General features: G+C 66.6%; 30 protein-coding genes. 25 read left to right on the forward strand and 5 right to left on the reverse strand.

Annotated elements, in window-relative coordinates:
* Nucleotides 1-6: 6 nt before the first annotated feature.
* Nucleotides 7-1,128: an AI-2E family transporter gene (locus DK459_RS06440; protein ID WP_109433441.1), complete on the forward strand. Its 1,122-nt coding sequence runs from the start codon at nucleotides 7-9 to the stop codon at nucleotides 1,126-1,128.
* A gap of 168 nt (nucleotides 1,129-1,296) precedes the next feature.
* Complete coding sequence (locus DK459_RS06445; RefSeq protein WP_006388464.1) at nucleotides 1,297-1,518, forward strand: hypothetical protein; 222 nt, start codon at nucleotides 1,297-1,299, stop codon at nucleotides 1,516-1,518.
* A 73-nt stretch (nucleotides 1,519-1,591) separates the two neighbouring features.
* On the opposite strand, the gene DK459_RS06450 is transcribed toward DK459_RS06445, so the two are convergent.
* Nucleotides 1,592-3,409, reverse strand: coding sequence for a DUF4153 domain-containing protein (locus tag DK459_RS06450; RefSeq protein ID WP_054471210.1), 1,818 nt, complete (start codon nucleotides 3,407-3,409; stop codon nucleotides 1,592-1,594).
* Nucleotides 3,410-3,413: 4 nt separating this feature from the next.
* Nucleotides 3,414-4,175, reverse strand: coding sequence for a S24 family peptidase (locus DK459_RS06455; RefSeq protein WP_006388466.1), 762 nt, complete (start codon nucleotides 4,173-4,175; stop codon nucleotides 3,414-3,416).
* Between the two features lie 309 nt (nucleotides 4,176-4,484).
* On the opposite strand from DK459_RS06455, the gene DK459_RS06460 reads away from it, so the two are divergent.
* The 15 genes from DK459_RS06460 (at nucleotide 4,485) to DK459_RS06535 (ending at nucleotide 16,753) form a co-directional block, all read left to right on the forward strand.
* Complete coding sequence (locus DK459_RS06460) at nucleotides 4,485-4,742, forward strand: hypothetical protein (RefSeq protein WP_006388467.1); 258 nt, start codon at nucleotides 4,485-4,487, stop codon at nucleotides 4,740-4,742.
* Nucleotides 4,743-5,234: 492 nt separating this feature from the next.
* A complete protein-coding gene (locus DK459_RS06465) occupies nucleotides 5,235-5,828 on the forward strand; it encodes a hypothetical protein (protein ID WP_006388468.1) in 594 nt (197 codons plus the stop codon).
* A gap of 10 nt (nucleotides 5,829-5,838) precedes the next feature.
* Complete coding sequence (locus DK459_RS06470) at nucleotides 5,839-7,314, forward strand: DUF3383 domain-containing protein (protein ID WP_054471209.1); 1,476 nt, start codon at nucleotides 5,839-5,841, stop codon at nucleotides 7,312-7,314.
* A 13-nt stretch (nucleotides 7,315-7,327) separates the two neighbouring features.
* A complete protein-coding gene (locus DK459_RS06475; RefSeq protein WP_006388470.1) occupies nucleotides 7,328-7,768 on the forward strand; it encodes a phage protein in 441 nt (146 codons plus the stop codon).
* A 3-nt stretch (nucleotides 7,769-7,771) separates the two neighbouring features.
* The gene (locus DK459_RS06480; protein ID WP_024068262.1) at nucleotides 7,772-8,221 is read left to right on the forward strand and encodes a phage tail assembly chaperone; all 450 of its coding nucleotides are present in this window, start codon (nucleotides 7,772-7,774) and stop codon (nucleotides 8,219-8,221) included.
* Nucleotides 8,222-8,398: 177 nt separating this feature from the next.
* Nucleotides 8,399-10,072: a phage tail protein gene (locus DK459_RS06490; RefSeq protein WP_110134555.1), complete on the forward strand. Its 1,674-nt coding sequence runs from the start codon at nucleotides 8,399-8,401 to the stop codon at nucleotides 10,070-10,072.
* Nucleotides 10,065-10,664, forward strand: a complete 600-nt coding sequence (locus DK459_RS06495) for a phage baseplate protein (RefSeq protein ID WP_070780759.1) — start codon at nucleotides 10,065-10,067, stop codon at nucleotides 10,662-10,664. Before DK459_RS06490 ends, DK459_RS06495 begins: the two co-directional genes overlap by 8 nt.
* 9 nt (nucleotides 10,665-10,673) lie before the next feature.
* Entirely contained in the window at nucleotides 10,674-10,973 is a 300-nt protein-coding gene (locus DK459_RS06500; protein WP_006388474.1) for a hypothetical protein, read from the forward strand.
* Nucleotides 10,974-10,992: 19 nt separating this feature from the next.
* On the forward strand, nucleotides 10,993-12,003 hold the full coding sequence (locus DK459_RS06505; protein ID WP_054437471.1) for a hypothetical protein: 1,011 nt from the start codon (nucleotides 10,993-10,995) through the stop codon (nucleotides 12,001-12,003).
* Nucleotides 12,004-12,037: 34 nt separating this feature from the next.
* Entirely contained in the window at nucleotides 12,038-12,781 is a 744-nt protein-coding gene (locus DK459_RS06510) for a Gp138 family membrane-puncturing spike protein (RefSeq protein ID WP_054472039.1), read from the forward strand.
* 8 nt (nucleotides 12,782-12,789) lie between these two features.
* Nucleotides 12,790-13,143: a hypothetical protein gene (locus DK459_RS06515; protein WP_110134556.1), complete on the forward strand. Its 354-nt coding sequence runs from the start codon at nucleotides 12,790-12,792 to the stop codon at nucleotides 13,141-13,143.
* A complete protein-coding gene (locus DK459_RS06520; protein WP_110134557.1) occupies nucleotides 13,140-14,321 on the forward strand; it encodes a baseplate J/gp47 family protein in 1,182 nt (393 codons plus the stop codon). Before DK459_RS06515 ends, DK459_RS06520 begins: the two co-directional genes overlap by 4 nt.
* 1 nt (nucleotide 14,322) lies before the next feature.
* On the forward strand, nucleotides 14,323-14,988 hold the full coding sequence (locus tag DK459_RS06525) for a DUF2612 domain-containing protein (RefSeq protein WP_110134558.1): 666 nt from the start codon (nucleotides 14,323-14,325) through the stop codon (nucleotides 14,986-14,988).
* Nucleotides 14,989-15,002: 14 nt separating this feature from the next.
* Nucleotides 15,003-15,938: a hypothetical protein gene (locus DK459_RS06530; RefSeq protein WP_146221876.1), complete on the forward strand. Its 936-nt coding sequence runs from the start codon at nucleotides 15,003-15,005 to the stop codon at nucleotides 15,936-15,938.
* A 464-nt stretch (nucleotides 15,939-16,402) separates the two neighbouring features.
* Nucleotides 16,403-16,753, forward strand: coding sequence for a phage tail protein (locus tag DK459_RS06535; RefSeq protein WP_076468321.1), 351 nt, complete (start codon nucleotides 16,403-16,405; stop codon nucleotides 16,751-16,753).
* A 2-nt stretch (nucleotides 16,754-16,755) separates the two neighbouring features.
* Here the strand turns inward: DK459_RS06535 and DK459_RS06540 are convergent, their stop codons facing one another.
* The gene (locus DK459_RS06540) at nucleotides 16,756-17,778 is read right to left on the reverse strand and encodes a tyrosine-type recombinase/integrase (RefSeq protein ID WP_110134560.1); all 1,023 of its coding nucleotides are present in this window, start codon (nucleotides 17,776-17,778) and stop codon (nucleotides 16,756-16,758) included.
* A 185-nt stretch (nucleotides 17,779-17,963) separates the two neighbouring features.
* Here DK459_RS06540 and DK459_RS06545 point away from each other — a divergent pair, with 185 nt between their 5' ends.
* From DK459_RS06545 to DK459_RS06560, 4 genes are all read left to right on the forward strand, one after another.
* A complete protein-coding gene (locus DK459_RS06545) occupies nucleotides 17,964-18,425 on the forward strand; it encodes a hypothetical protein (protein ID WP_006388484.1) in 462 nt (153 codons plus the stop codon).
* Nucleotides 18,415-18,945, forward strand: coding sequence for a hypothetical protein (locus DK459_RS06550; RefSeq protein ID WP_054443029.1), 531 nt, complete (start codon nucleotides 18,415-18,417; stop codon nucleotides 18,943-18,945). The genes DK459_RS06545 and DK459_RS06550 overlap by 11 nt, the downstream gene beginning before the upstream one ends.
* On the forward strand, nucleotides 18,926-19,198 hold the full coding sequence (locus DK459_RS06555; RefSeq protein WP_054443028.1) for a hypothetical protein: 273 nt from the start codon (nucleotides 18,926-18,928) through the stop codon (nucleotides 19,196-19,198). Before DK459_RS06550 ends, DK459_RS06555 begins: the two co-directional genes overlap by 20 nt.
* A gap of 342 nt (nucleotides 19,199-19,540) precedes the next feature.
* Nucleotides 19,541-21,118 (forward strand): sensor domain-containing diguanylate cyclase, encoded by a 1,578-nt coding sequence (locus DK459_RS06560; protein ID WP_006388487.1) that lies wholly within the window; start codon nucleotides 19,541-19,543, stop codon nucleotides 21,116-21,118.
* A gap of 34 nt (nucleotides 21,119-21,152) precedes the next feature.
* Here DK459_RS06560 and DK459_RS06565 read toward each other — a convergent pair whose 3' ends face one another.
* Nucleotides 21,153-21,413, reverse strand: a complete 261-nt coding sequence (locus DK459_RS06565; protein ID WP_049050695.1) for a hypothetical protein — start codon at nucleotides 21,411-21,413, stop codon at nucleotides 21,153-21,155.
* Nucleotides 21,414-21,584: 171 nt separating this feature from the next.
* On the opposite strand from DK459_RS06565, the gene yddG reads away from it, so the two are divergent.
* Entirely contained in the window at nucleotides 21,585-22,493 is a 909-nt protein-coding gene (yddG, locus tag DK459_RS06570; RefSeq protein ID WP_054499330.1) for an aromatic amino acid DMT transporter YddG, read from the forward strand.
* A gap of 18 nt (nucleotides 22,494-22,511) precedes the next feature.
* Here yddG and DK459_RS06575 read toward each other — a convergent pair whose 3' ends face one another.
* Complete coding sequence (locus tag DK459_RS06575) at nucleotides 22,512-22,703, reverse strand: hypothetical protein (protein WP_006388489.1); 192 nt, start codon at nucleotides 22,701-22,703, stop codon at nucleotides 22,512-22,514.
* Between the two features lie 169 nt (nucleotides 22,704-22,872).
* On the opposite strand from DK459_RS06575, the gene DK459_RS06580 reads away from it, so the two are divergent.
* The 3 genes from DK459_RS06580 to DK459_RS06590 all read left to right on the forward strand — a co-directional run bounded on the left by DK459_RS06580 (nucleotide 22,873) and on the right by DK459_RS06590 (nucleotide 24,597).
* Complete coding sequence (locus DK459_RS06580; RefSeq protein WP_223308584.1) at nucleotides 22,873-23,205, forward strand: hypothetical protein; 333 nt, start codon at nucleotides 22,873-22,875, stop codon at nucleotides 23,203-23,205.
* A 129-nt stretch (nucleotides 23,206-23,334) separates the two neighbouring features.
* Entirely contained in the window at nucleotides 23,335-23,526 is a 192-nt protein-coding gene (locus DK459_RS06585; protein ID WP_006388491.1) for a hypothetical protein, read from the forward strand.
* Between the two features lie 159 nt (nucleotides 23,527-23,685).
* Nucleotides 23,686-24,597, forward strand: a complete 912-nt coding sequence (locus tag DK459_RS06590) for a hypothetical protein (RefSeq protein WP_049050697.1) — start codon at nucleotides 23,686-23,688, stop codon at nucleotides 24,595-24,597.
* The last annotated feature ends 142 nt before the right edge of the window (nucleotides 24,598-24,739 follow it).

A 24,739-nucleotide genomic window follows, 5' to 3' on the forward strand; every position in this document is an offset into this window, starting at 1 on the left:
TCCAGCTTGCACTACCGTACCTTCCTGCTCCTCCTGGTGGTGGTATCCATCGCGTTCGGCTGGCTGTTGTGGCCGTTCTACGGCGCGGTGTTCTGGGGCGCCATCCTGGCCATCCTGTTCGCGCCGCTGCAACGGCGGCTGGTGCCGCGCATCGGCGGCCGGCGCAACCTGGCGGCGCTGATCACGCTGGCCATGGTGCTGCTGCTGGTGATCCTGCCGCTGGTGGTCATCAGTGGGTCGCTGGTGCGCGAGGGGGCGAACCTGTACCAGAGCATCAAATCCGGCCAGATCAACTTTGGCGCCTACTTCCAACAGGCCATGGAAGCGCTGCCGCCGTCCGTGCATGACCTGCTGGCGCGGTTCGACCTGGCCGACATCCCCAGCCTGCAGGAAAAGCTCAGCGCTGGCGCAATGCAGGCCAGCCAGTTCCTGGCGACCCAGGCGCTCAGCATCGGGCAGGACACCTTCCAGTTCGTGGTCAGCTTCGCCATCATGCTGTACCTGCTGTTCTTCCTGCTGCGAGACGGGCCGCAACTGGCCCAGCGCGTCAAGCGCGCGGTGCCGCTCAGCGAAACCCACAAGCACCATCTTTTCCGCAAGTTCACCACGGTGGTGCGCGCGACGGTGAAGGGCAATATCGCGGTGGCGGCCTCGCAGGGCGCCCTGGGGGGCATCATTTTTTCCATCCTGGGGATCCAGGGGGCGCTGCTGTGGGGCGTCATCATGGGCTTCCTGTCGCTGCTGCCGGCGGTGGGCGCGGGCCTGATCTGGGCGCCGGTGGCGATCTATTTCCTGTTGACCGGCGCGACCATCAAGGGCGTGGTGCTGATCGCCTTCGGCGTGCTGGTGATCGGCATGGTCGACAACGTGCTGCGTCCGATCCTGGTGGGCAAGGACACCAAGATGCCCGACTACGTGGTGCTGATCTCGACCCTGGGCGGCATGGCGCTGTTCGGCCTGAATGGTTTCGTCATCGGCCCGCTGATCGCCGCGCTGTTCATGGCCAGCTGGGACCTGTTCTCGCCTCCGGATGACGTGGTCGCGGCCGCGCTGGCCAAGCCCGTGGTCCCGCCTTCCAGGCCGTCGACCCCGGCCTCGTCCCCGACTGCGCCCCCAAAGGCCGACTGACAGGCCTGAGCGCGCCTGCCAGTGGCCTGTGCGCGGTCAAGACGACGTCAGGGCCGAGGGTGTAAGGTGTGGTGGTGCCGGCCCGCCGGGGCCGGCGTCCTGTCTCCGCGGCGCCGCCGGCCTGACCCGGCAGTGCTGCGGATTTCCTTCATGAGGAGCGCGTCGGATATGGACTGGAAACTACACAAGTCGGGCTGGATCGAAGAGCGCAACTTCGACATCGAATTCGCCGAAACTCCCGAGGGCTACCATGCCCGCGTCCGCGTTTTCGGCTTTCCCGTGCTGGAAGACACGCGAAACGTGTTTCCGAACGCGATGCTGGCGGAGAAGGGCGCGCTGGCGCTGCTCAAGAGCCAGTTCGCCGGCACGCCGGACCTGGAAGAAAAGTAGGCTGCGGCAGGCCGCCGCCTGCGGCCCGCGCAACGCGCGCGGGCTTGCGCTGGAGACGGCGGCGGCGCGCCATTCAGCGCAGCGGCAGGCGGCGTCCTCCGACGATGAGGTCGCGGTCCTGGCGTGGCTCGGTATGCACCTGCCCCTGTGCCAGCGCCCCGCCCATGTCGACTTCCGGACCGCTCTCGGACGTGCGATGCGTCCTGGACGACACCACGCGCCAGCCGTCCTTGCCCAGCCCCTGATAGGTCAGGAAGGTTTCGTAGCCCCCCGCCGTGGCGTCGGCGCGCGGCGGTACATACAGGACCAGATCGGCCGCGCCGGGGCCGGTGACGTCCGCATGGATCAACCAGCAGCGCGCAGCGGCCAAGACGGGGTTGGACGGATCGTCGGCAGCGGCCTTTTCCGCGCTTACGCATCGGTCCAGGTCGAACGGGTTTTCGGTCGCGGCGTAGCGCCACCAGGCGTCCGGCACGGCACCGCCGGCAGGATGGACCTGCAGGCTGTCGGGCTTGGTCAGCGAGGCGGCCAGGCCGGACTGGCGCGGCCCCCAATCGTAGTATTTGCCCGTCAGTGCGTCGGCGGCGGCGATTGCGATCTTGGGCGATTGGGCCTGGGCGGCACCATCGGCCAGCCTGCGCACCGCCTGCCGGCCGTATTCGCCGCGATCGCGCGCGGCCGAGAGATAGCTGAATTCCTCGGGCGGGACGCGGCCGTCGATCAGGCGTTGCACCTGGCTGTCGACCTCGATGCGGTCGGGATTCAGGAGTGGCGTGTTCACCAGGGCCAGCATGGCCAGCGCGCAGAAGGCCGCGACGATGTTGGTGCCTCCCAGGATCGTGTGGAAACGCCGTGGCGCGAGCGCCGCCCAGGCATAGCCCAGCGCGTATAGCGTCAACAGGATCGCGGCGTAGACGCCCCAGATGCGCGGAATGGTCCAACCGTACTGTTCGACGCGCACGACGAGACCGTACAGCGCCACCAGCGCCAGCGGCAACAGGCCGCACGCTGCGACGCGCAGCACCGCGCGCAGGCGCGGGCCGAAGGGCGGCGCCTCGGGGCTGTCCTGCCAGGCGGAGTTGATGAGCTTGATCCACAGCGCGCTGAAGGCGATGAGGGCGCCAGCGGACAGCGCCACCGCCTGCAGGTCCAGCGCCAGCCGGGCCGCCAGCGCCAGCACGAAGGCGATGCCGACCAGCGCAACCAGCGGCAGCAGCCACGCGGTGAGCGTGAGCCAGGAGCGTTGCAGCGTGTCCGCCAGCTGCGGCCGGCGATGTACCCCCGCCAGGCTGACCGCCAGCACCAGCGGCATCACGCCCAGCGTGAAGCGGGTGGACTTGACGACCTTGCCGACGGCGCCAATGCCGATCATGCCGAACATGGCGCCCGCGGCCCAGAACAACAGCCAGACCGCCAGGGCCAGGCCGCCGGCCAGCGCCAGCTTGACGGTGTTGCGCCAGGCCGCGCGAAACACCGCGGGGTAGTCCCAGCCCGGCCGGGATGGGTCCAGCGCCTGGATCAGGGGAAGCAGCATGAAACCGCTGGCGGCGGTGATCACGGTGGCGAGCGCGCGCGGGCCGTCGTCGGAATAGCGCACGGGTTGCGAGCCCAGCAGCGGCATCAGGCCGTAGGCGTGCAGCGCGGGCAGAGCCAGGGCATAGGCCAGCAGCGCCAGCAGCCAGCGCCTGCCGGAGCGCATGCCGGCCAGCATGGCGCCCGCCAGTGGCACCAGCCAGACCCACTGGATCGCGAACAGGGTGGCGAACGGGTTGTGCCATGGCCACACGCGGTTCAGCAGCGCGGCATGCAGCGCCAACGCCAGCAGCGCGCCGAGCGCGCCGTGGACCAGGATGGTTCTTTCGGGAGCCGACAGGGGAGAGCGGGTTGCCATGGGGTCAGAAGTCTTCGCTGCGCCAGACCTTCAGCACGCGGCCGAAGACCTCGAAATCCATGCCTTCGGTGATGTCCCAGGCGTCGTACTTGGTGTTTTCGGACTTGGCCCGCACCACCAGCCCGGAGGCGGTGGGAATGCGCTGCAGCCGCTTGATGAAGCCTTCGCTGCCGACGCGGAAGAAGTAGATGGCGTCGTATTCGACGGCCTGCACGCCGCGGTCGACGATCAGGGGATCGCCGGGATTGAACATGGGGCGCATGGAATCGCCAAAGCCCGTGACGATGCACAGGTTCTTCGAGGCGGAAAAGCCGCGGACGTTCTTCTGCAGCCATTCGGGGCTGACGTTCCAGCTCTGGATGACGCCCGGCTGGTCGCGCAGTTCCAGGCCGCTTCCCATCGCGCCGCCGGTATCGAACTGGGCGATGAGCACATTGCCGTGATCGGGCCGGCCCAGCCGCCCGTGGTTGAAGGAGACCAGCCGGCCCGGTGGCTCGTCGGCGATGACGTCGGGCGAGAGCTCGTGCCACAGGTCGGGGTGGGGAAGATCCATCCAGTGGGCGGGCTGGCCCAGGCCGGCGGAAATCCTGGCGGCCAGGGCATCGCCGACGCGGCGCGGGTTCTTGTCGCGCTTGCCCTGGAACCCCTGGAGGATCTGGTCGAGGTATTTGCGACTCACGCCCGCGCGTTCGGCCAGGCGGTCCACCCCCCCGGCCTGGAGCACGGCGTACTTGAGGTTGTTCAGTCGTATCGAGCGGATATCCATGGTAGCGATAGTAGCAATCCGCTACCTGAAAGTACAGTAGCGATTCGCTGTTGATTTTCAGGTAGCGAGTCGCTACCATGATTCCAATCCCGAAGATAGTCGGGGCGACCGCAGCCATGCCCGGCCGCCGGTGGCCCTGCCGGGACCCACCCCGCCGACCGTGGCGCACGAAGGGGCACCGGCCAATGTGCCCTTGAATCGCTACCGGAGTAGCGACCGCCACGGGCGGACAAACGGGGATGACGACGAATCGAAGGCTTGGAACAAGGAAAAAAGCATGGATAAGCATCTTGTCCGGGAGGCATCCCGATGAAATATGCAAGCGAAGTCCTGGATCTCATGGCGGCGGCGCCGGGGCGTCCCTGGCGCATGGCGGAACTGGTGCGCGGCGCATCCGGCGCGCGCGAGCTGACGCGGCGCGAACGCAACGCGATGCGACAGGCCATCCTGCGCGTACTCGAAACGCTGCGCGAGGGCGGCCAGGTGGCGCGCATCGAGCATGCCCGCAACTCGCTCAGCTACGTCTGGAGCGAAGTGCGACACAATGGGGATTGCCAGCGCGCCTGATGCCGCGAGACAATGCATCCATGTCGTCGCGCTGCGCACCGACGACGAACCGAAAAAGGCCCGCTACCAGCGGGCCTTTTTTATGAGAGGGTACGTGTGCCCGGGCGGTGCGTCCCAAGGCGGATGCATCACCTGCCCGTTCCCCCCTCGCGCTCTTCGCAGTTCCCCACGACAGGCTCGCCACAGGCGGGCCTTTTCTATTTGCACGCCCCGCGTTCTCGAACAGAGCGCGGGGCGTTTCGTTTGGGCCGTCCAGCGGCCTGCCGCCTCGCCTTTCCTGCAATGACCGGGCCTTTCTCCCGCCCGTGGTGACCCGGAACGGCTCGAGGCGGCAGCCCGGTGGGCGACAGCCGGAATCCGCCGCAACCCGGCCGCACGCATCACGCAACGCGGCATCGCGCCGATGGCGCGGCAAAGTCGGCGATCCGCCTCCAGGCAACTGGATTCCCCCGATCCGCCCTCGGGCACTTCAACACGACAAAGGAGCTACGCATGGCGAACAGTTCGGCCACCGGCGGCTACCTGGCGCCGATCGCCATTTCTCCGCCCCTGGAGGATGCCGAACTCGAGGCGCTGTTCCTGGGGTTCATCGCCGGCGTGTCCGGCTTGCCCCCGAACATGGTTCGTACGCACTGGCCCGCGGCCGGTGTGGAGCCGCCCGCGCAAAGCGATACCTGGTGCCTGATGGACATCCGGGCGCAAACCGCGGACGCCGGCCCGGTCGTCGCTCACGACCCGGCCGGGGAAGGATCTGATTCATACGTCCGGCACGAAGACATCGAGGTGCTTTGCTCGATGTTCGGCCCGAACGCGTTGCGCCACGCGGCCTTGCTGCGCGATGGCGCCGCCGTGCCGCAGAACCGCGAACCCCTGCTCGCGCAGGGCATGGCGGTCGGCGGCGCGGGGCCGATCCTGGCCCGGCACGAGCTCGTGAATCAGCAGTGGATACGGCAGTTCGACATGACCTTGCATTTCAAGCGCCGGGTCACGCGCATCTATCCGGTCCTGAATCTCCTGTCGGCGCAGGTCACGACGCATGCCGCGTCGCTGTCGCCGACGGATCACATCAACCACCTTGCAGATTAAGGGATCTACCATGGCTAATGGATTGCCGGTATCACGCCTGATCAACGTCACGATCAACATGTCGCCGCTCGCGGCGCAGGGCGCGAGCCTGAATACCGCGCTGCTGCTGGGCGCCTCCGCCGTCATCGACACCGGCGAGCGCATGCGCTCCTATGGCGGCATCGACGCCGTCGCCGCCGACTTCGGCACCGCCGCGCCCGAATATCGCGCGGCCCTGCTGTATTTCCAGCAGACGCCCCAGCCCTCGCAGTTGTACATCGGCCGCTGGGCCAAGGGCGCGACCTCGGCCACGCTGCGCGGCGCGGTGTTGTCGGCCGCCGAGAAGCAGATGTCGGCCTGGACCGCGGTGACCGCGGGCGCCTTCACGCTGTCGGTCGACGGCACCGCCAAGACGGTCAACGGCCTGGATTTCTCCGGCGCCACCAACCTGAACGGGGTCGCGTCGATCATCTCGACGGCACTGGCCTCCGCTTCCGTCGCCTGGAACGGCTCGCAGTTCGTGGTGACTTCGAACACCTCCGGCGCGACCTCGACGCTGGGCTACGCCACGGCCGCGGGCACCGGCACCGACATCTCGTCGATGCTGGGCCTGACCGCGGGCCAGGCCTCGACGCCCGTCGCCGGCATCGTCGCCGAAACGCCGGTGGACGCCGTGTCGCTGTTCCTGGACCGCTTCGCCAACAAGTTCCTGGGCGTGGCGTTCGCCGATGCCGACATCACCGACGCGCAGCACCTGGCCGTGGCCGGCCTGATCGAGGCCGACCAGCGCCACCTGTACGGTGTGTCGACCCAGGCGCCGCAGGTGCTGGACCCGACCCACCACGAAGACATCGCCAGCCAGCTGAAGGCGCTGAAATACAAGTACTCGATCGTGCAGTTCTCCAGCGCCAGCCCGTATGCGGTCGCTTCGCTGCTGGGCCGCATGCTGACGGTGAACTTCAACGCCAACAACACCACCATCACGCTAATGTACAAGCAGGAGCCCGGCATCGTCGCCGAGACCCTGACCAGCAGCCAGGCCGACACGCTGGCGGCCAAGAACTGCAACGTGTTCGTCAACTACGACAACGACACGGCCATCATCCAGTACGGCGTGACGCCCAGCGGCATCTTCATCGACTCGGTCTACAACGCGATCTGGTTCCGCAACCGCGTCCAGACCGATGTCTACAACCTGCTGTACACCAGCCCCACCAAGGTGCCGCAGACCGACGCCGGCAACCAGCTGATCGCCTCGGTGATCGAGGCCGCGTGCGAGGCCGCCGTCAACAACGGCTACCTGGCCCCGGGTGTGTGGAACTCGGCCGGCTTCGGCGCCCTCAAGCAGGGCGACACGCTGGCCAAGGGCTACTACGTCTACGCGCCGGCGATCGCCACCCAGTCGCAGGCCGACCGCGAAGCGCGCAAGGCCGTTCCGTTCCAGGTCGCCGCCAAGGAAGCCGGCGCCATCCACACCGTCGACGTTCTGGTCACGGTCAACCGCTAAACAGGAGTAGCAGATGTCTACCTATTCGTTCGCTGATATCAGCGCCAGTCTCGTGGGCCCGGGCGGGGCGATTTCGCTGGGTTCCGGCTCCGGCGTGGCCGATGAAGGCATCGCCATCGCCGCCAAGGGCGAGAAAAGCGCCATGACGGTGGGCGCCGATGGCGAGGTCATGCACACGCTGCGTGCCGACAAGAGCGGCACCGTGACGCTGAGCTACCTGAAGACCTCGCCCGTCAACGCCCAGCTGCAGGCCCTGTACGACGCCCAGTCGCTGGACAGCCGCCTGTGGGGCAAGAATCTGATCACCATCACCAATCCGGCCACCGGCGACGTGACGGCGTGCCGCTCGTGCGCCTTCAGCAAGAAGCCCGACCTGACCTACAAGAAGGACGGCGACGTGGTGAAGTGGACCTTCGACGCCGCGAAGATCGACACGATCCTGGGAACCTACTAAGCCATGGCACAGGAACTCGATCTGAACGGCCACCGGTACTCCATCGGGAAACTGAGCGCCAAGCAACAGTTCCACGTGTCGCGCCGCATCGCTCCGATCGTTCCTACGCTGATCCCCGTGTTCGTCCGCCTCGCGGCGGGCGGGCGCGGGATCACCGAGGATCCGGGCGGCATGGCCGATGTGCTGCAACCGCTGGCCGATGGCCTGGCGGCGATGAAGGACGAGGACGCCGACTACGTGCTGGACACCTGCATGCAGGCGGTCCAGCGCCGGCAGGAGCATGGCTGGACCGCCATCTGGTCGGCCGGCCAGCGCGTGCCGATGTTCCAGGACATCGACCTGTCGGTCATGTTGCCGCTGGCGCTGCGCGTCATCGTCGGGAGCCTCGGGCCTTTTATACAAGGGCTGCTTACCAGCCAGACCGGCAGCCCCGAAGCGACACAGGCTGGCTGAAGAGCCTGCCCGGTGGCGAGGATTGGCTGCTGGCGCCGGTCCTCGAGGGACTCTGCAAGTACGAGTCCCTCAAGGACGGCACCCTGGACCTGGCCGACATCGCGCTCCTGAACGACGCGCTGTCGGTCCGGGCAGACAACAAGGCGGAAGCGTACCGCCGCCACGTGGCAGAAAAAAATGGCTAACACGATTCTGTCCATCGACCTGTCGGGGTTGATGGGCCCATTCAAGATCGACAAGGACGACCTGAAGGACCTCAAGCAGGCAATCGGCGACTCGCGCAAGCAGAGCCTGGCCGACGCGCTCGCGGTGTTCGCGGGGCGGGCCAAGAGTGTCGTCGACTTTGCCGAGAACAAGATTGCCCAGTTCGAGCAAGGCTATTTCGCCGCCAGGCTGGGCGGCACCTCGGGCAGGGACATGCGGGCGCTGGAGACGGTCGCGCAGGACTTCGGTGTTTCCGTCGAAGCGATGCGCAACAGTACCCAGGCCTTGCATCGCAATGTGCGCGATGACCTCAGGGTTGCCGCGCTGCTGGAACAGCTGCATATCTCGCCGAGCGATGGCGCGGGCGGCCAGCGCAACACCGCCGACCTGATGCTGGAACTGAGCGATGCGCTCAAGCGCATGGACCCCGGCCAGGCCGGGGAGACGGGCAGGAAACTGGGGGTGGATGCCGGCCTCGTGGCGGCCCTGCGCGATCCAGCGTTCGGGCAGCGCCTGTCGGTGCAGCGTGACGCCGAAGAAGGCAGCAGGATCGAGGCGGCCGGCGAGCGCGCCCATCAGCTGATGGCCACCATCCGCGCCTTGAGCGGCTCCGTCGACGCGATGTTCGCGCAGGCGCTGCTGACGATGGGCCCGCAATTGCAGCAGACGCTCGACGGCATTTCGGCCTGGTTCAAGGAGAACGGGCAGACCGCCGGCAAGCGGCTGGGCGAAGTCGGCAATTTCGTGTTGTCGATCATATCGTTGCTGGGGCCGGTGGTCACCCTGATCACCTGGCTCGACGGCGTGACGGGGGGGCTGAGTTCGCAGCTCCTGTTGCTGGTCGGCGGATTCCTGATGCTGGGCGGGGGCGGCGTCGTGGGAGCGCTGGCAGGCCTGGTCTCGCGACTGGGTGGCATGCGGTCGCTCATCGGCGGGCTGGGCTCCCAGCTGGCGTCGTTGCCAGGACGGATCGGCGGTTTCGTGAGCCGGGCCTGGACGGTGACCAGCAATTTCGTGGCTGGCGCGTTCGGCAGGATGACCTCGATGGGCCGGACCGCCGTGACCCAGATGGGCAATATGGCCGGCGCGGTCTGGTCCTGGATGGGCAATATGGCCGCGCGCGGCGGCGCGCTGGTGGTCGATGGCGTCAAGGCCGCGGGCCAGACCGCGTTGCAGTGGGGCAGATCGCTGTGGGAAGCCGCGGGCTCGTGGATCGGCCGCATCGCCGATGGCGCCAAGGCGGTGGTGCGCAGCGTGGCCAGCAGCCCCGCGGCCGTGGGCGCGGGACTGCTGTTGTACCCCAGGACCCTGGGCGACGGGACGTTGAAATCGCTGGAGGGGATGCCAGGCTTTCCGGCCGGACAGCCCGGCCCGGGCCTGAACCTGCCCGGGGGCGGCATCCGGCCCGAGCACATGGACGGCGCCCAGGTCGAGCCGTGGCGCGATTACCGCTCCGGCTTCGCCACGGGCGAAACGGCGGCCGGCGTGCTGGCCGCGCCCGCGCCCGCATCGGTTTCCATCAACGCCACCACGAATATCCACGTCAATGGGACGAACGATCCCCATGCGACCGGAGAAGCCGTGGCCAATCAACAGAGCCGGGTCAATGCCGACCTGACGCGCAACCTGCAGGGATCCTATGGCTGACTTGAACATCGCGGGCGCCGACATGGTCGGCCTGCTGTCGAAGAAAATCGGCGACATCGTGGTGGAGGCGACGCTCAGCGAGTCCCATGAGGACACGCTCAAGATCACCAGCCATCCGGTGGAGTCGGGCCCCTATGGCAAATCGGCGATCAGCGACCATGCCTTCAAGCAGCCGCTGACGCTGACCTTGAAGTGCGCGTGGAGCAACGCCTCGTATGAGGCGCTGGCCGGCGCGCAGGCCAAGGACGTGGCCAATGGCAAGGCCGCGGCCGACGACTACGCGACCGCCATCTACTCGCAGCTGCTCAGCCTGCAGGAATCGCGCGAGCCGGTGACCGTGGTCACCAGCCGACGGCGCTACAGCGACATGTTGATCGAGAAGCTCTCGGTCGAGACCAACAAAGACAGCTTCGGCGCCGTGTTCGCGACGGTGACGCTGCGCGAAGTGGTGGTGGTACAGACGCGCAGCACCTCGCTGCCCCCGTACGCGGGCCAGAAGGAAAAAGAGAAGACCGCGGACAAGCAGAACCTGGGCGTGAAGACGCCCCGGCCCGCGGCGGCCCCCAACGGCGGCTCGCTGCACTGGAACTAGGAGATACGCATGAACTACTTCGAGATACCCGTGTCGCCGATTCCGCAGGTGTTCGCGATTTCGCTGGGCGGCGACGACTATCGGCTGACATTGCAATACCGCGACGGCTGGATCCTGGACGTGGCCGACGATCTGGGCCGGCCGCTGGTATGCGGCGTTCCGTTGGTGGCCGGCCTGAACCTGCTGGGCCAGTACCGTCACCTCGGTTTCACCGGCGGGCTGCGGGTGACGGGGGCGGAATCGCCGGACGACGCGCCGACGTTCACCGACCTGGGCCGCGGCGCCCGGCTTTATTGGGTGGCGGACTGACATGGCCGGGACGACCACAATGGAACCCATCGCCGTGTACGGCGATCCGGTGGACGACGACAAGGGCGTGCGCCAGTGGGGCAGGAAAGTGTCGTTGATCGTCGGCGACGAGGAAGCGCTGGATCTGTCGGCGCTCAGTTTCAGCTTCGCGATCAAGCGCAATGATGCCAAGACGCCCAACACCGCCACCATCAAGGTGATGAATGCCAGTCGCGAGACGGCCAGCATGGTGCAGCGCGAATTCACCCGGGTCGTGCTGCAGGCCGGCTACGAGGGCAACTACGGCGTGATCTTCCACGGCAACGTGGTGCGGGCCAGGTGGGGCGGATCGGGCGACACCGAGACGGTGCTGGAGATCACGGCGGCAGATGGCGACAAGGCCTACAACTTCGCGGTGGTCAATGCGACCGTGCCCAAGGGCTCCTCCCGCGCCGACAAGGTGCGGTTGCTGTGCTCGGCCATGAACCCGTATGGCGTCAGGCAGGGCTACGTGCCCGATCTGGGCGGCAAGACCGCCATCCGCGGAGCCGTGATGTCCGGCATGGTGCGCGACCACATGCAGGACGTCTGTGACGGCGCGAACACGCTGTGGAGCATCCAGGACGGCAAAGTCGTGATCGTTCCCGAGACCGCCTACGTGCCGGGCTCGGTGCCCGTCATCTCGCACGACACCGGCCTGGTCGGCATGCCCGAACAGGCAGAGAAGGGCATCAAGGTGCGCATGTTGCTCAACCCCAGCATCCGCGTGGGCGGGCTGGTCAACCTGGACAACAGCCGCATCGCCGAGTACGGCTACGAGGGGCGCGCCCAGGGCAAGGACGCGACAGAAATCGATCGCGGCGAACAGCGCCGCATCAGCGGCGACGGCTACTACTACGTCATGGAAGTCGAGCATCGCGGGCATACCCGCGACAACGACTGGTACACGGAGATCCTGTGCCTGGCCACCGATGCGACGCTGTTCCCGGGCGACCTGGGACGGGCAGGGGCGGAGGGCGCCGCGGCCAGGCCGGCCGACGTCGTCAAGTAACGGCCCGCGCGGCTTCATTTCAGCAGGATGATTCATGAACCGACTAGAGAATTTGAACGACCCGCAAGCCGCGATCGGCGCGGCGCTGCGCGGCGCGCTGGCGCAGACCTGGACCGCCATGCCGGCCATCATCGGCGCGTTCGACCCGGTGGCCATGACGTGCACCGCGCAACCGGCCATCCGCGCGCGCGTCACCACGCCCGAGGGAATGCAGCGCAGCATGACGTTGCCGCTGCTGGTGGATTGCCCCGTGTACTTTCCCGCGGGCGGCAATTGCACGCTGACTTTCCCGGTGAAGCCCGGGGACGAATGCCTGGTGGTGTTCGCGTCGCGCTGCATCGATGCCTGGTGGCAATCGGGCCAGGTCCAGGACCAGGCGGAAGTGCGGATGCATGACCTGTCCGACGGCTTTGTCTATGTGGGCGTGCGGTCGCAGCCGCGGGTGCTGCCCGCGGTCAGCACTCACACGACCCAGTTGCGCAGCGACGACGGCTCGACGTTCCTGGAGCTGGATCCGGCCGCGGGCAAGGTGAGGATCGTGGCGCCGGGCGGCTTCGACGTGGTCGCGCCGACGTCCGAGTTCTCCGGACAGGTGCTGGTCAACGGGCTGCTGAGCTATCTGGCCGGCCTGGTCGGCAGCGGCGGCCAGGGCAATACCGCCCAGATCACCGGCGTGTTGAACGTGATCGGCCAGATCCTGGCCAATGGAAAACGGGTGGACGACACGCACACCCACATCGCCCAAGGGGCCAACGCGGTGACCACACCGCCCAATTGAGGACTCCCATGCGTTACCGAAAACTGGACGCCGACGGCGACTATTCATTCGGCTCGTCACGGGCCGATTTCCATCGCGACACGGCCGCGACCGTGGCTCAGGCCGTCAAGACGCGGCTGATGCTGGCGCGCGGTGAATGGTTCCTCGACGTCACCGAAGGCATGCGCTGGTGCGGCGAGGTGCTGGGCAAGCAGTCCAGGGCCAGCTACGACTGGGCCATCCGCCAGCGCATCCTGGGCACGGCCGGCGTGACCGGCCTGGCCGGGTATTCGAGCCGTCTCGATCCGCAAACCCGCGGCCTTAGCGTCACGGCATCCATCTCAACCCTTTACGGCACGGCCACTGTGCAGGCAGCATTATGACGATTCCATCCACGGCCCCGGTCATCGACGCCGCGGGCATACGCGCGCCGAGCTACGGCGAGGTGCTGCAGTATTTCAAGGAGCAGTACCGCGGCATCTACGGCGCGGACACCTATCTGGAGGCGGACAGCCAGGACGGCCAGTTGCTGGCCCTGTTCGCCCTGGCCATCCACGAGGCCAACACGGCGGCGATCAATGTGTACAACGCGTTCTCGCCCGCCACCGCCGCCAATGCGGCGCTGTCCAGCAACGTCAAGATCAACGGCCTGGCGCGCGGCGTGGCGACGCGTTCTGCGGTGGACCTGCGCATCGTCGGGCAGGGCGGCGTCACCATCGTCGATGGCGTGGCGACCGATGCCAATCGCGGCCGCTGGCAATTGCCGTCCAGCGTCACCATCCCGCCTGGCGGCGAGATCACCGTCACCGCGCTTAGCCAGACGCTGGGCGCGGTGACGGCGCCGGCCGGCAGCATCAACCAGATCGGCACGCCGACGCTGGGCTGGCAGTCCGTCACCAATCCGGCGGCCGCGACCCCCGGCGCGCCGGTCGAGAGCGATGCCGCTTTGCGGGTGCGGCAGGCCATCTCGGTGGCCCTGCCATCGCGCAGCGTGCTGGAAGGCACCATCGGCGCGGTGGCGTCGGTGCCCGGGGTATTGCGCCATGCCGCCTTCGAGAACGACGCCGCGGTGGTCGACGCCCACGGGCTGCCGCCGCACAGCATCGCCCTGGTGGTCGACGGCGGCGACGCGGCCTCGATCGCGCAAGCCATCGCCGCCAAGAAGACGCCCGGCACGGGCACGCACGGCACCACCGCGGTGGTGGTGACGGACATCTACGGCATCGCGCATCGCATCCGCTTTTTCCGGCCCACCCTCGTGCCGCTCTCGGTACAGGTGCAGATGCGGGCGCTGCCCGGCTACACCACGGCCATCGGACAAGCGGTGCAGCGCGCGGTTGCCGACTACATCAATGATGTCGCGATCGGTGGCGGCGCCAGCGCCTCGGTGGAATGGGCCGACGCCATCTCGGCCGCGAACGGCGTGGCGGGCAATGGCACGTTCAAGATCACCGGCCTGGCGCTGCGCGGCCCGGCCGGCGATGGCGCGCCGGATGTGCCGCTGGCCTTCAACGAAGCTGCCGCCGCGACGCCCGACGACGTGAAACTCACGGTGAGCTGACATGGCCAATACGGACGACTACATCGCGCGGCTGTCGGCCTGGCACCGCGGCAAGCCCAGGTTCGTTGCCACCGTGACCGCCCTGTGCGGCGCGGCGGCCAGCCTGCGTGAGTTGTACGGCGGCATGCCGGCGGCTTTCGACCTGGACCTGGCGGTCGGGGCGCAGCTGGATGCCGTGGGGCGCTGGGTGGGGCTGGACCGGAAGGTCCGCACGCCGATCGCCAACGTGTATTTCTCGCACGACACCGACGGCCTGGGTTTCGACCAAGGGGTGTGGCAGGGACCGTTCGATCCGGACAACGGCCTGACCGCGCTGGACGACGACACCTATCGCCTGCTGCTGCGCGCCAAGATCGGCGCCAACCACTGGGACGGCACGCTGGAGACGTCGGCCGCCATCCTGGAGCGCATCTTCGGCGGCGGCACCCACGTGTTCATCCAGGACAACGGCGACATGTCGGTCGACATCGGCGTCGCCGGCACGCCGCCGTCGGCGCTGTTCCTGGCGCTCCTGACGGGCGGATACATCCCGCTCAAGCCGGAGGGCGTGCGCATCAGTTACTACGTCATCCCCTCGAACGAGGGGCCCCTGTTCGGTTTTGACGTTCAGAACCATTACATCTCGGGGTTCGACAGCGGACTCTGGGGTTCGCTTTTCGCAGGTTGAATAAGGACAATTCCGTGGCTATCAATCAAATTCTTCCCTTCGGCACCGTGCCCGGCGCCAACGTGCTCGATCCCGCCGACTACCAGGCCCTGGCGGCCCGGCTGGGCGGCTTCTCGGCCGGCACGGCCAAATCCAAGGAACTCAACACCGTCTGGCGCCAGGCGTCCTTCGTGGCCGCCATGATCGGCCAGTACATCGTCGACAAGACGGGCCAGGACGTACTGGACGACGGCGACCTGGCGGCGCTGCAGGCCCGCTTCGTGGCGGCGCTGGCGGCGTCGCCGGCGCTGACCGGGACGCCGACCGCGCCGACGCCGGCGGCGGGCGACAAGAGCGCCCGTATCGCGACGACCGCGTTCGTGGCGGGGAATTTCCCCAGGATCTACTCGATCAATGCGCTGCCGACGCAGGATGTCGGCCCCATCATCGTTGCGGAATGCGCCGAAGTGTGGAACTGGGTGGCCGGACAGTATTTCACCGGCTACCGCTCGCCCCTTTGCGGCCGCCCGTTGGATGGCCATACCAACCTGCCGCTGGCCAGCGAGGTCGACGCCACCGGTGGTTTGCTGTCGAAGACGGATTACGCCGCGCTGTGGGGTTACGCGCAGGAGCAGGGGTTGGTGAAAACCGAGGCCGTGTGGTCGGCAAGCCGCGGCAGTCATTGGTTTTCGGACTATTCGGCGACGCAGTTCCGGGTGCCGGATTTGCGCGATATGTTCCGTCGATTTACGGGAACTGACGCTGACACTGCAAATGTGAGGGCGATGGGAAGCGCACAAATCGACATGTTCAAAGCTCACAGCCACACAATTCCAAACCAGGGGAACGGCGCGACGTCCGCCTCGCTAACGAACGGCAGTGGTGATTCGAACACCTATCCCACGGGGACGAGAGGCGGCGCGGAAACCCGGCCAGTGAACACCGCCTACCACCCCCGCATCCATGCTTGACGTCCGCCTCACTGCAAATGTGAGGGCGATGGCTAGCTGGCAGGCCGGAGCAATCGCCAGCCACTCTCACGCAATCCCAAACGAAACTTGGGACGCGTTCAGCGGTTCCTCTGCAATGGGTGTCGGTGGTAAGTCAGGCACGGTCATAGGACGAGGAACGACGAATACGGGAGGCAAGGAAACGCGGCCTACCAACGTCGCTTTCTATCCCCGGATTCACGCTTGATTTCAGACATGAATCCGTGGGTGATAGGCAATATTCATCGGTCGTGTTTCTGGGCCGCCTGACAGTCCCGTGGTGCCGGAGCCATACAGCGCGTAGGAACTCTGGCCTTGCCCTAACGAGCCTTCTCCTACGCCCACGGCCAAGCTTGTGTGGAGGTGGCTTTGGACTTGCTGCGCCTGGCGCGTCGCTAGTGTTCTCGCATTTGCAGTGCAAATATCATTCCGAAGGAGTAACCAACATGCAAAAAGCAGTATTCCAGACCGACAACGACGGCCTTTACCTGTATCAATCAACCGCAAACGAACTGGCCTTGACGCCGGGAACATTCAACATCCCCTACGGCGCGTACGAGGACGCGCCGCCGGCGCCGCCGGCCGGAAAATGGCCCCGGCGCCTGGGCGATGCCTGGGCCATGGTCGAGGACTATCGCACCACGCCGCTGTGGGTGGTGGAGACGGGAGCGCCGTATTCGATCGGCGCGCAGCATGACGGCGCAGTCGGCAAGGTCAGCTATCCGGGCTGGGGGGAATTGCCGGCTTGGCTGACCGCGGTGGAACCGCCGCGCCCGGTTGAAAGCGCTGCCGCGTAGCGTCAGGCGGCCAGGGGCAACGTATCCAGTTCGACCTCGCGCTCGCGCCGCATTTCCTCGAGCTGGCGCCGGCCTAGCTGGCTGCGTGCCAGCTTCTGGGCCAGTTCGCGCCCATGCGGGTGGTAATAGCGCAGCAGCATGCGGGTGTCGACGTTGCCGTTGACCTTGGCCAATTCATGGATCTGGAACACGGTGGCAAGTTGCGACGTGCCTTCGTGTCGCAGATCATGGAATCGCAGGTCGCGGAAGTAGGCGGGATTGGGGCGCCGGCCATAGTGCCGGCACATGCCTTCGTATCGCGATCGGGCACGGCGACGGGCGCGAATGAATGCCCGGGTGACCGAGCCGGGTTGCATTGCGAAGATGCGGCCTCGCATCGGTTTGCCTGTGACCCAGCGGCGCAGGGCCTCGCGGGCCCGGGGGGTAAGCGGAACATCGCGGGCCCGGCCATTTTTCGTGTGGGGCAGATGCACCACTCCGTGCATCCGATCCAGATGCTCGCGCTGGATCCCCACGACCTCGGACCGGCGCATGCCGGTTTCCTTGGCCACCGTCAGGATCGTGGGTAGTTCGGCCGAGCGGGTGGCGCGGATGATCCATTCCAGTTCTTTGCGCGGACAGTCGTCCTCCGACAGCCCGCGCAGGGTAATGCGGTCGAACAGACGCCGGTCTCGAGCGTCATCCACAGCCGGACGTCGCACCAACTGGACAGGATTGGCCAACTGGTCGAAACCCCAATCCTTTCGGATCACCGTATAGACGTGTGACAGGAAGGCCATGCGGCGCACCACGGTGGCCGGGGCACGATCCTTGAGCCATTCGTCGCGCAGTTCCGTCAGGTCCGAGCTGCGGATGCGATCGACCGGGCGGATCGCCAGACGCGTGGCGCGCCAGATCCGCGCGATCGACTGTTCCGACGTATGGCCTTTCTTGGTTGCGGAGACCTCGATGAGATAGCGGGCGAGCGCCTCGGCGAGGGTCGGAGCGGGCTTGCGGCGAGGTTGGCGGCGGGTCCAAGGTTTCATGGCAGGTCGGACTGAAAGGAAAGGGAAATAGACAGGGAAGATACCAGGACGCATGCAGGCAGCGCCTGCACCAAACGGACGACAGTGTCGCCCGCATTTCAATTTGTCCATCCGGTGCGCCATTGCGGCGCCCGTGATGTTCACGGGAGGCAGCAATGCGCACCGTCGACAGGAGCGGTGTAACCATGGAACCGGCATCTACAGGATTGGGCGGCTGGGCCGCCCTGAAAATCGCGCTGGCCTTCGGCATGCCGGCGGCGATGGCGGCCTTGATCGGCATGTTGCTGATGCCGCCGCGCACGCCGCGCGAATTCGTCGCGCGCACCGCTTGCACGGTGGTCAGTTCTTTTCTGTTCGGGCCGTTGCTGGCGATCGCCATGATTGCCTGGATGCCCGACATCATGTCGTCCGCCTATTGGATGGCGCAGCGCACCGGGCTGGGCGAGGACGGTCTTCTGGCCATGTTCTACGTCCTCGGCCCCTGCATGCTGCTGGCCGGCTTGCCGGCCTGGTGGGTGCTGGGCGCCTACCTGCGCCTGACCGCCAAGCTGCAGAACCAGGACCTGGTGGACTGGGCGGTGGAGATCCGGCGCAAGACGCTGGGCATGGATACCCAAACGGATAAGGAGGGCAGGCATGACGCTTGACCAGATCACGGATCACGCGCTGCGGCCGGCGATGGCATTACTGCCGGCGCGCATGGATACGAACGAGGCGCGTTGCATGCTGCTGGCTATCGGCCTGCAGGAAAGCCGCTTCGTGCATCGGCGCCAGATCGGCGGACCGGCGCGCGGTTTCTGGCAGTTCGAGAGGGGCACGCCCGCCAGTCGCGGCGGTGTGTGGGGCGTGTTCCTGCACGCGGCGAGCAGGGATTGGCTGACTGCGCTGTGCCGGGCGCGCGGCGTGGCCGCCGATCCGGACGCGATCCACGCCGCGCTCGAGCATGACGACGTGCTGGCGGCCGGCGTCGCCCGGTTGCTGCTCTGGACCGATCCGAAGGCGCTGCCGCCGGTCGGCGAGACGAATGCGGCGTGGGCGCTGTATCTGCGCACCTGGCGGCCGGGCAAGCCCAAGCCTGACAGTTGGCCCGCCCTGTATCAGCAGGCCGTTGCGGCCGTTAGGGCGCGGGCAGACAGGAGCGCGACGCATGTTGCAGCAATGGATTAAGCGGGGCCTCGGCTTGATGGCGGCAGTGCTGGCGGGCCTGGCCGCCATCGCCGGGGTTTATTGGCGGGGGCGGGCCATGGGCCGGGCGCAGGAACGCTCGGACAGTGCGGCCCGCCTCCAGGAGCGGGCCGGCCAGGCCCGCAAGGAGGCCAGGGATGTGCAGGATAAAGTGGCTCGCAGCGATGACGATGCCGTGGCTGATCGCCTCAAGTCTGGGTGGGTGCGCGCCGCTTCCCCCGAGGACCGGGATTGAGTATTGCGAGCATGCCCGGCCGGTATATTTCAATTCCGCCGCCGAGGTCGACGCCACGCCGCCGAACATCCGCCGGCAGGTGCTCGAGCATAATGAAATGGTGGCTCGGCTTTGTTTTTGAGGTAAATTGGGGACGCGGATTTTTCATCGTCGGGAACCTGATTCCTGGCGCCGGCAGGCGATGAATGAGTATGCCGCGGTCTGGTTCTGCAATGATTTCTGGTTTTTCGCCAACCCGCGCCCGAGGCGCGGTTGGCTTTTCCAGGAGAGGCGCAATGGGTCAGAGAATGCAGTATCGGCAAACGTGTTGTCCCGCGCGGTGGCGCGGCCGGGAAAAACAACATGGCTGATGGCGAAAGCCTGGCCGTCGCGCGGGTCCGTTCCAAGCACCGGTATTCGATGCGCACCGGCCTGCTTGGGCTGGTGGTCGCCTGTATCGCGCCGGCGCTGGTGGTCGCCTCGATCGCTGTCTACGAAAGCTATCTGATCCAGAAAGAGCGGATTTTTCGCGACACGATTTTCCTGGCGCGCAACCTCACTGCCATCCTCGATCGCGAAATGACCGGGGTCGAGGCCGGCTTGCAGATGCTGGCATCATCGCCAGACCTGCTCAGTGGCGACATGGCCGGATTTCACCAGCGCGCCCGCGAAGCCATCAAGTTCCAGGTCATCGACAGTTATGTCCTGACGGACAGGTCCGGTCGCCAGCTCGTCAATACCCTGGTGCCCTATGGCACCGAACTGCCGCCATCGGGCGTGGCGCAAGAGCTGGCGCGCGTTTTCCGCGCGCGCGAACCGGTGTTGAGCGGCTTGTTCACCAGCGCCGTCGGCCGCAGTCCGACCATTGCGCTGGGTGTCCCCGTGGTGCGCGGCGACGACGTCATCTACAGCCTCAACGTGGGCCTGTCGCCCGAGCGCATCGGCAATGTGCTGGGACGTCGCGGACTGCCGGACGGCTGGGTGGCGGCGGTGCTGGACAAAAGCGGCACCATCATCGCGCGTACCCGCGACATGGAGCGCTTCGTCGGGCAGAAGGCGGTGCCGGCATTGGCGCACGCCGTGCAGATGGAAAACGAGGGCTCGCTGGAAACCATCACCAAGGAAGGCACCCCGGTCTATACCGCGTTCAGCCGATCCAGCCTGACCGGTTGGACGGTCGCGGCCGGCGCGCCGATGACGTTGGTGACGACCGATCTGTATCGTTCCATCGCCTGGCTGGTGCTGGGCACGCTGGTAACCTTCGGGCTGGGGCTGTGGCTGGCCCTGCGGCTGGCCAACCGCCTGACCTCGGCGGTGCAGGGCCTGGTCGGACCGGCTCTGGCGCTGGGTGAAGGCCGCAGCGTCGAGTTGCCCGGCACGCGCGTCAAGGAGGCCGCCGAGGTCGGCGCGGCCTTGCTGCAGGCGTCGCGCATGCTGGCGCACGCGCAACACCTGGCGCACTACGATCCGCTGACAGGGCTGTGCAACCGGGTACTGTTCGGCGAACTGGTGCTGCGTGAGCTGGCCGTGGCGCAGCGCAGCGGCGAGTCGTTCGCCATCCTGGCGATCGACCTGGACGGCTTCAAGGCGGTCAATGACCGGCATGGGCATGCCGCGGGCGATACCGTGCTGAAAGAGGCGGCCGACCGCATGGCCCGTGCCATCCGGGTGTCGGACGTGGCGGCGCGGCAAGGTGGCGATGAGTTCGCCGTGCTGCTGCTGGGGGCCGGGGGCGACGACGCCACGGGAGTCGCCGAAGCCCTGGTCGAAAGCCTGTCGCAGCCGTATCCCAATATCCAGGTGGCGGTTTCCGCCAGCATAGGCATCGCGGTCTATCCGCAGTCCGGCGTCACCATGCTGCAATTGCTGGAGCGGGCCGATGTCGCCTTGTACCGGGCCAAGGGCCTGGGCAAGCGGCGCGTGGCCTTTGACGGCCCCTGACTCCGCCATGCTGCCTTCCCCGTGCCTTCCTGCTTCAAGGCGGATCAAGGGCAGGGGGGCGGCGGGGCGCGGGGGTGAGGGCAGTCAGCACCTCGCCTGAATGCAGCCGGTAGCGCCGCTCGTCCAGTGCGATGACACGCTCTCCCTCCGATGTCCTGAGGACGTAGCGGAAGCTCATGTCGCCTGGGGCGGGCCCGTCCTGCCGTTCCGTCTGCGTGAACACTTCGATCCGATAAAGTCGGCCTGATGCCGTTGTGGCGAGCACATCGGTCAGCCTGCGTACTGAGATGGTCATGCGGCCTGATCTCCCTCTTGTCGGTGGTTGCACTGATCCGCCACGCGCCGGCATTCCTTGCCGGCATGCCGATGCCGCCGCGGCTGTTTTCCTGTTTCGCTACACTGCGTCGTTCTGGCGCGCGTTGCCCGGCGCGGCGCCTGGATGGACATCGGGCAATCGGAAAAAGTAATGCAATTTGCTCCCGGCCGGAACACGGCGACCTTTCTTGGGCTGATGGCCGTGGTGCTCTGGGGCACCGTGGTCGGCCTGATCCGCAGCGTCAGCGAGAGTTTTGGGCCGATCGGCGGCGCGGCCCTGATCTATACGGTAGGTTCGGTGTTTCTCGTCCTGCTGCTGGGGTTTCCCCGTCTGCGGTCGTTCCCACGCTCCTATCTGGTCAGCGGCAGCATTCTGTTCGTCGCCTACGAAATCTGCCTGTCGCTTTCGCTGGGTTTCGCCGCCAATCGCGGCCAGGCCATCGAACTGGGCATCGTCAATTACCTGTGGCCGTGCTTTACCGTCGTCCTGGCGATACTGATCAACGGCCAGCGTGCCAGCGCCTGGGTCGTTCCCGGCATCGCTTTGTCGCTGTGCGGCATTGTCTGGGTGGTGGGCGGCGACGGCGGCATTTCCTGGGACCGGCTGGTCGCCAACATTTCCAGCAATCCCCTCAGCTACGGGCTGGCGTTCAGCGGGGCCATCATATGGGCCGTTTATTGCAACGTGACAAAACGCTATGCCGACGGCAAGAACGGTGTGGCATTGTTTTTCATGCTGACTGCGATCGTACTGTGGATCAAATACGGCATGAGCGCGGAACCCGCGCTGGCCTTCGGCGGCGGCGCCACGCTGGAACTGTGCGTGACGGCGGGCGCCATGGCCGCGGGCTACGCGCTCTGGAACCTGGGGATCCTGAACGGCAACCTGACCTTGCTGGCCACGGCGTCATATTTCACGCCGGTGCTGTCGACATTTTTCGCGGCCATATGGCTATCCACCCGCCTGACGCTGACCTTCTGGCAGGGGGTAGCGATGGTCACCGCCGGTTCGTTGATTTGTTGGGCGGCGACGCGAGGCAGATCGGCCCGGGGAAGTTAGCCCCCGGGCGTGGAAGGCTCAATCCAGAACCATGGTTTGCGCCACCGCGTAACCGAGCGGAATGAGCAACAGGGAAGCGAACAGGGAACTGACAATCGCCGCCGATATCTTCAGCCAGGGTTCGGACCCCGCGCTTTGAATCGTCTGAATCACCAACGCGACGATACCCACAACCATCAGACAGCTGATAACCACTGCTACGTAAGTCATGTTGTCTCCGTCTTCGCCTGATTAAAGGGATGCGGCGCCGCTATCGCGGTCTAGTACGTTTGATCTGATTGTGCGCCTGGTTTCGAGGGGATGGCGCTAGGGTTTTCCAGGTTCCGGCCAATGATGTGGCATTTTCGCCGCGCAGCTTGCAGCATTGAAACGGTGTGCATTGCAGCATTTTTCGGCGCTCGAGGCGCCCGCGCTTTGCGCTACGATGAAGGCCTTGAGTCCTCTTCGAGATCGCCAGATGCCGCAACGACTGCGCCCGGGCACGCGTGCCACCTTGCAGGTCAGGCAATTGATGCCGGGTGAATTCGCCTGGATCATCACGCTGCTGGAACCGGAAACCGGCAATGTGCGCAGCACCAATTATTCCGAGCGGCGTTATGCCAGCCAGGATGAGGCCTCCGCCGCCGGCAAGGCAGCCGTGGTGGAATTCCTCGGGCGGGACGCCTCTGACGGCATGGAAGCGCCCCGCGACGGCAAGACTGGCCGGGGTTGATCTCCGAGGCACCGCCGGCAGCTCTCCCACGCAAAACCCTCGTTCGAGGGTTTTTTTGCGTCCGCCGGACGGGCATGGCGCTTGCTGGCGGATCGGCTGGCGCGCTTGGCGCCGTCGAGGAGAACTGCCATGTCCCCATCCCTTCACCGTCCACCGGGCGCGCCCGACGACGTTCCACCCGATGACCCGCCGCTGCCCGGCGATCCCTCGCCGGAGGATCCGCGACCGGATCCGAATCACGCGCCCGATGATCCTGGCGCGCCCGGCATAACGCCGCCCGCGCCCGATCCGCGCGCGCCCGGCACGATCGACCTGGCCTGAGCGCCGGGATTCCATTCATTTCAAGGAGGTCTGCATGCGTTCCATCCTGCTATGGCTGCTGGGGGTGCCCATTCCCATCATCATCCTGCTGGCGCTGTTCTGGCACTGATCGCCGTTTCGACTCCGCGCCGCGCCGCGCACTATGAACAAGGAACAACCATGGAAAATGCAAATACGGCCAACCGCCCCTACGAGGGCATCATGCATGCGCGCGAATCGGCAATATCCGCCGTGTCGTGGGCGGCGGTCTTCGCCGGCGCCGTGATCGCCGCCGCCTTGTCGCTGGCGTTGTTCGCTGGCGGCACCGGGCTGGGCTTTCTGTCTGTTTCACCCTGGAGCGGCGAAGGCATGTCCGCGCCGGCGGTGGGCATAGGCGTGATCGCCTGGATGCTGTTCACCCAGATCGTGGCCTATGGCGTGGGCGGCTACGTCGCCGGCCGGCTGCGCACCAAGTGGGCCGACGTGCACGGCGACGAGATCTACTTCCGCGATACCGCGCATGGCTTTCTGACCTGGGCATTGAGCGCCGTGGTCAGCGCGGCGCTGCTGGGCTCCGCCATCGCCACGTTGGCCTCGGGCGCGGCCAAGGCCGGCGCCTCGGTGGCCGCCGGGGCGGGTACCGCCATCACCGCGACCGCGGCCGCGGGTGCCGGCGCTGGCGGCATGGACCGGGCCGGCGATTATTTCACCGACGTGCTGCTGCGTTCCGAACGTCCCGACGCCACTGGCGACCGCGCCGCGGCCAGGGCCGAAGTGGGCCGTATCGTGGCCATGAGCCTGGCGCGTGGCGAGATGACGGCCGCGGATCGCGACTATGTCTCCAAGGTGATCGCGGCGCAAGCGCAGATCGATCCCGCGGCGGCGCAGCAACGTGTGGAGCAGACCATCCAGAACGCCAGGAAAGCCGCCGATGACGCCAAGCAGAAAGCCCGCGAGGCGGCCGACCAGGCGCGCAAGGCGGCTGCGGCGTTCGCGTTGTGGGGTTTCGCTTCGATGTTGATCGGTGCGTTCGTCGCGAGCCTGTGCGCCACCTGGGGCGGACGCCGCCGCGATATGCTGGTCAAACTGTAGCTGGGGGTAGTCAGGATTTGGGGCTGCCAAGATTTGGGCTGCCAAGATTTGGGACTGCCAACATTGGTTGGCCAGGAAGGGTTGATCAAAGCGGGTTGATCAAGGTCCGTCGGCCAAAACCAAAACACCCCACCCCCAACAC

This window comes from Achromobacter sp. RW408 (genome assembly GCF_003184165.1).
GTDB classification, from domain to species: Bacteria; Pseudomonadota; Gammaproteobacteria; order Burkholderiales; family Burkholderiaceae_B; genus Achromobacter; species Achromobacter xylosoxidans.

Bases quoted from the DNA above. Each gene is read 5' to 3' on its own strand.
- DK459_RS06445 (WP_006388464.1), top strand. From the start codon at position 1,297: ATGGACTGGAAACTACACAAGTCGGGCTGGATCGAAGAGCGCAACTTC.
- DK459_RS06450 (WP_054471210.1), bottom strand. From the start codon at position 3,409: ATGGCAACCCGCTCTCCCCTGTCGGCTCCCGAAAGAACCATCCTGGTC.
- DK459_RS06455 (WP_006388466.1), bottom strand. From the start codon at position 4,175: ATGGATATCCGCTCGATACGACTGAACAACCTCAAGTACGCCGTGCTC.
- DK459_RS06460 (WP_006388467.1), top strand. From the start codon at position 4,485: ATGAAATATGCAAGCGAAGTCCTGGATCTCATGGCGGCGGCGCCGGGG.
- DK459_RS06465 (WP_006388468.1), top strand. From the start codon at position 5,235: ATGGCGAACAGTTCGGCCACCGGCGGCTACCTGGCGCCGATCGCCATT.
- DK459_RS06470 (WP_054471209.1), top strand. From the start codon at position 5,839: ATGGCTAATGGATTGCCGGTATCACGCCTGATCAACGTCACGATCAAC.
- DK459_RS06475 (WP_006388470.1), top strand. From the start codon at position 7,328: ATGTCTACCTATTCGTTCGCTGATATCAGCGCCAGTCTCGTGGGCCCG.
- DK459_RS06480 (WP_024068262.1), top strand. From the start codon at position 7,772: ATGGCACAGGAACTCGATCTGAACGGCCACCGGTACTCCATCGGGAAA.
- DK459_RS06490 (WP_110134555.1), top strand. From the start codon at position 8,399: ATGGCTAACACGATTCTGTCCATCGACCTGTCGGGGTTGATGGGCCCA.
- DK459_RS06495 (WP_070780759.1), top strand. From the start codon at position 10,065: ATGGCTGACTTGAACATCGCGGGCGCCGACATGGTCGGCCTGCTGTCG.
- DK459_RS06500 (WP_006388474.1), top strand. From the start codon at position 10,674: ATGAACTACTTCGAGATACCCGTGTCGCCGATTCCGCAGGTGTTCGCG.
- DK459_RS06505 (WP_054437471.1), top strand. From the start codon at position 10,993: ATGGAACCCATCGCCGTGTACGGCGATCCGGTGGACGACGACAAGGGC.
- DK459_RS06510 (WP_054472039.1), top strand. From the start codon at position 12,038: ATGAACCGACTAGAGAATTTGAACGACCCGCAAGCCGCGATCGGCGCG.
- DK459_RS06515 (WP_110134556.1), top strand. From the start codon at position 12,790: ATGCGTTACCGAAAACTGGACGCCGACGGCGACTATTCATTCGGCTCG.
- DK459_RS06520 (WP_110134557.1), top strand. From the start codon at position 13,140: ATGACGATTCCATCCACGGCCCCGGTCATCGACGCCGCGGGCATACGC.
- DK459_RS06525 (WP_110134558.1), top strand. From the start codon at position 14,323: ATGGCCAATACGGACGACTACATCGCGCGGCTGTCGGCCTGGCACCGC.
- DK459_RS06535 (WP_076468321.1), top strand. From the start codon at position 16,403: ATGCAAAAAGCAGTATTCCAGACCGACAACGACGGCCTTTACCTGTAT.
- DK459_RS06540 (WP_110134560.1), bottom strand. From the start codon at position 17,778: ATGAAACCTTGGACCCGCCGCCAACCTCGCCGCAAGCCCGCTCCGACC.
- DK459_RS06545 (WP_006388484.1), top strand. From the start codon at position 17,964: ATGGAACCGGCATCTACAGGATTGGGCGGCTGGGCCGCCCTGAAAATC.
- DK459_RS06550 (WP_054443029.1), top strand. From the start codon at position 18,415: ATGACGCTTGACCAGATCACGGATCACGCGCTGCGGCCGGCGATGGCA.
- DK459_RS06555 (WP_054443028.1), top strand. From the start codon at position 18,926: ATGTTGCAGCAATGGATTAAGCGGGGCCTCGGCTTGATGGCGGCAGTG.
- DK459_RS06560 (WP_006388487.1), top strand. From the start codon at position 19,541: ATGGCTGATGGCGAAAGCCTGGCCGTCGCGCGGGTCCGTTCCAAGCAC.
- DK459_RS06565 (WP_049050695.1), bottom strand. From the start codon at position 21,413: ATGACCATCTCAGTACGCAGGCTGACCGATGTGCTCGCCACAACGGCA.
- yddG (WP_054499330.1), top strand. From the start codon at position 21,585: ATGCAATTTGCTCCCGGCCGGAACACGGCGACCTTTCTTGGGCTGATG.
- DK459_RS06575 (WP_006388489.1), bottom strand. From the start codon at position 22,703: ATGACTTACGTAGCAGTGGTTATCAGCTGTCTGATGGTTGTGGGTATC.
- DK459_RS06585 (WP_006388491.1), top strand. From the start codon at position 23,335: ATGTCCCCATCCCTTCACCGTCCACCGGGCGCGCCCGACGACGTTCCA.
- DK459_RS06590 (WP_049050697.1), top strand. From the start codon at position 23,686: ATGGAAAATGCAAATACGGCCAACCGCCCCTACGAGGGCATCATGCAT.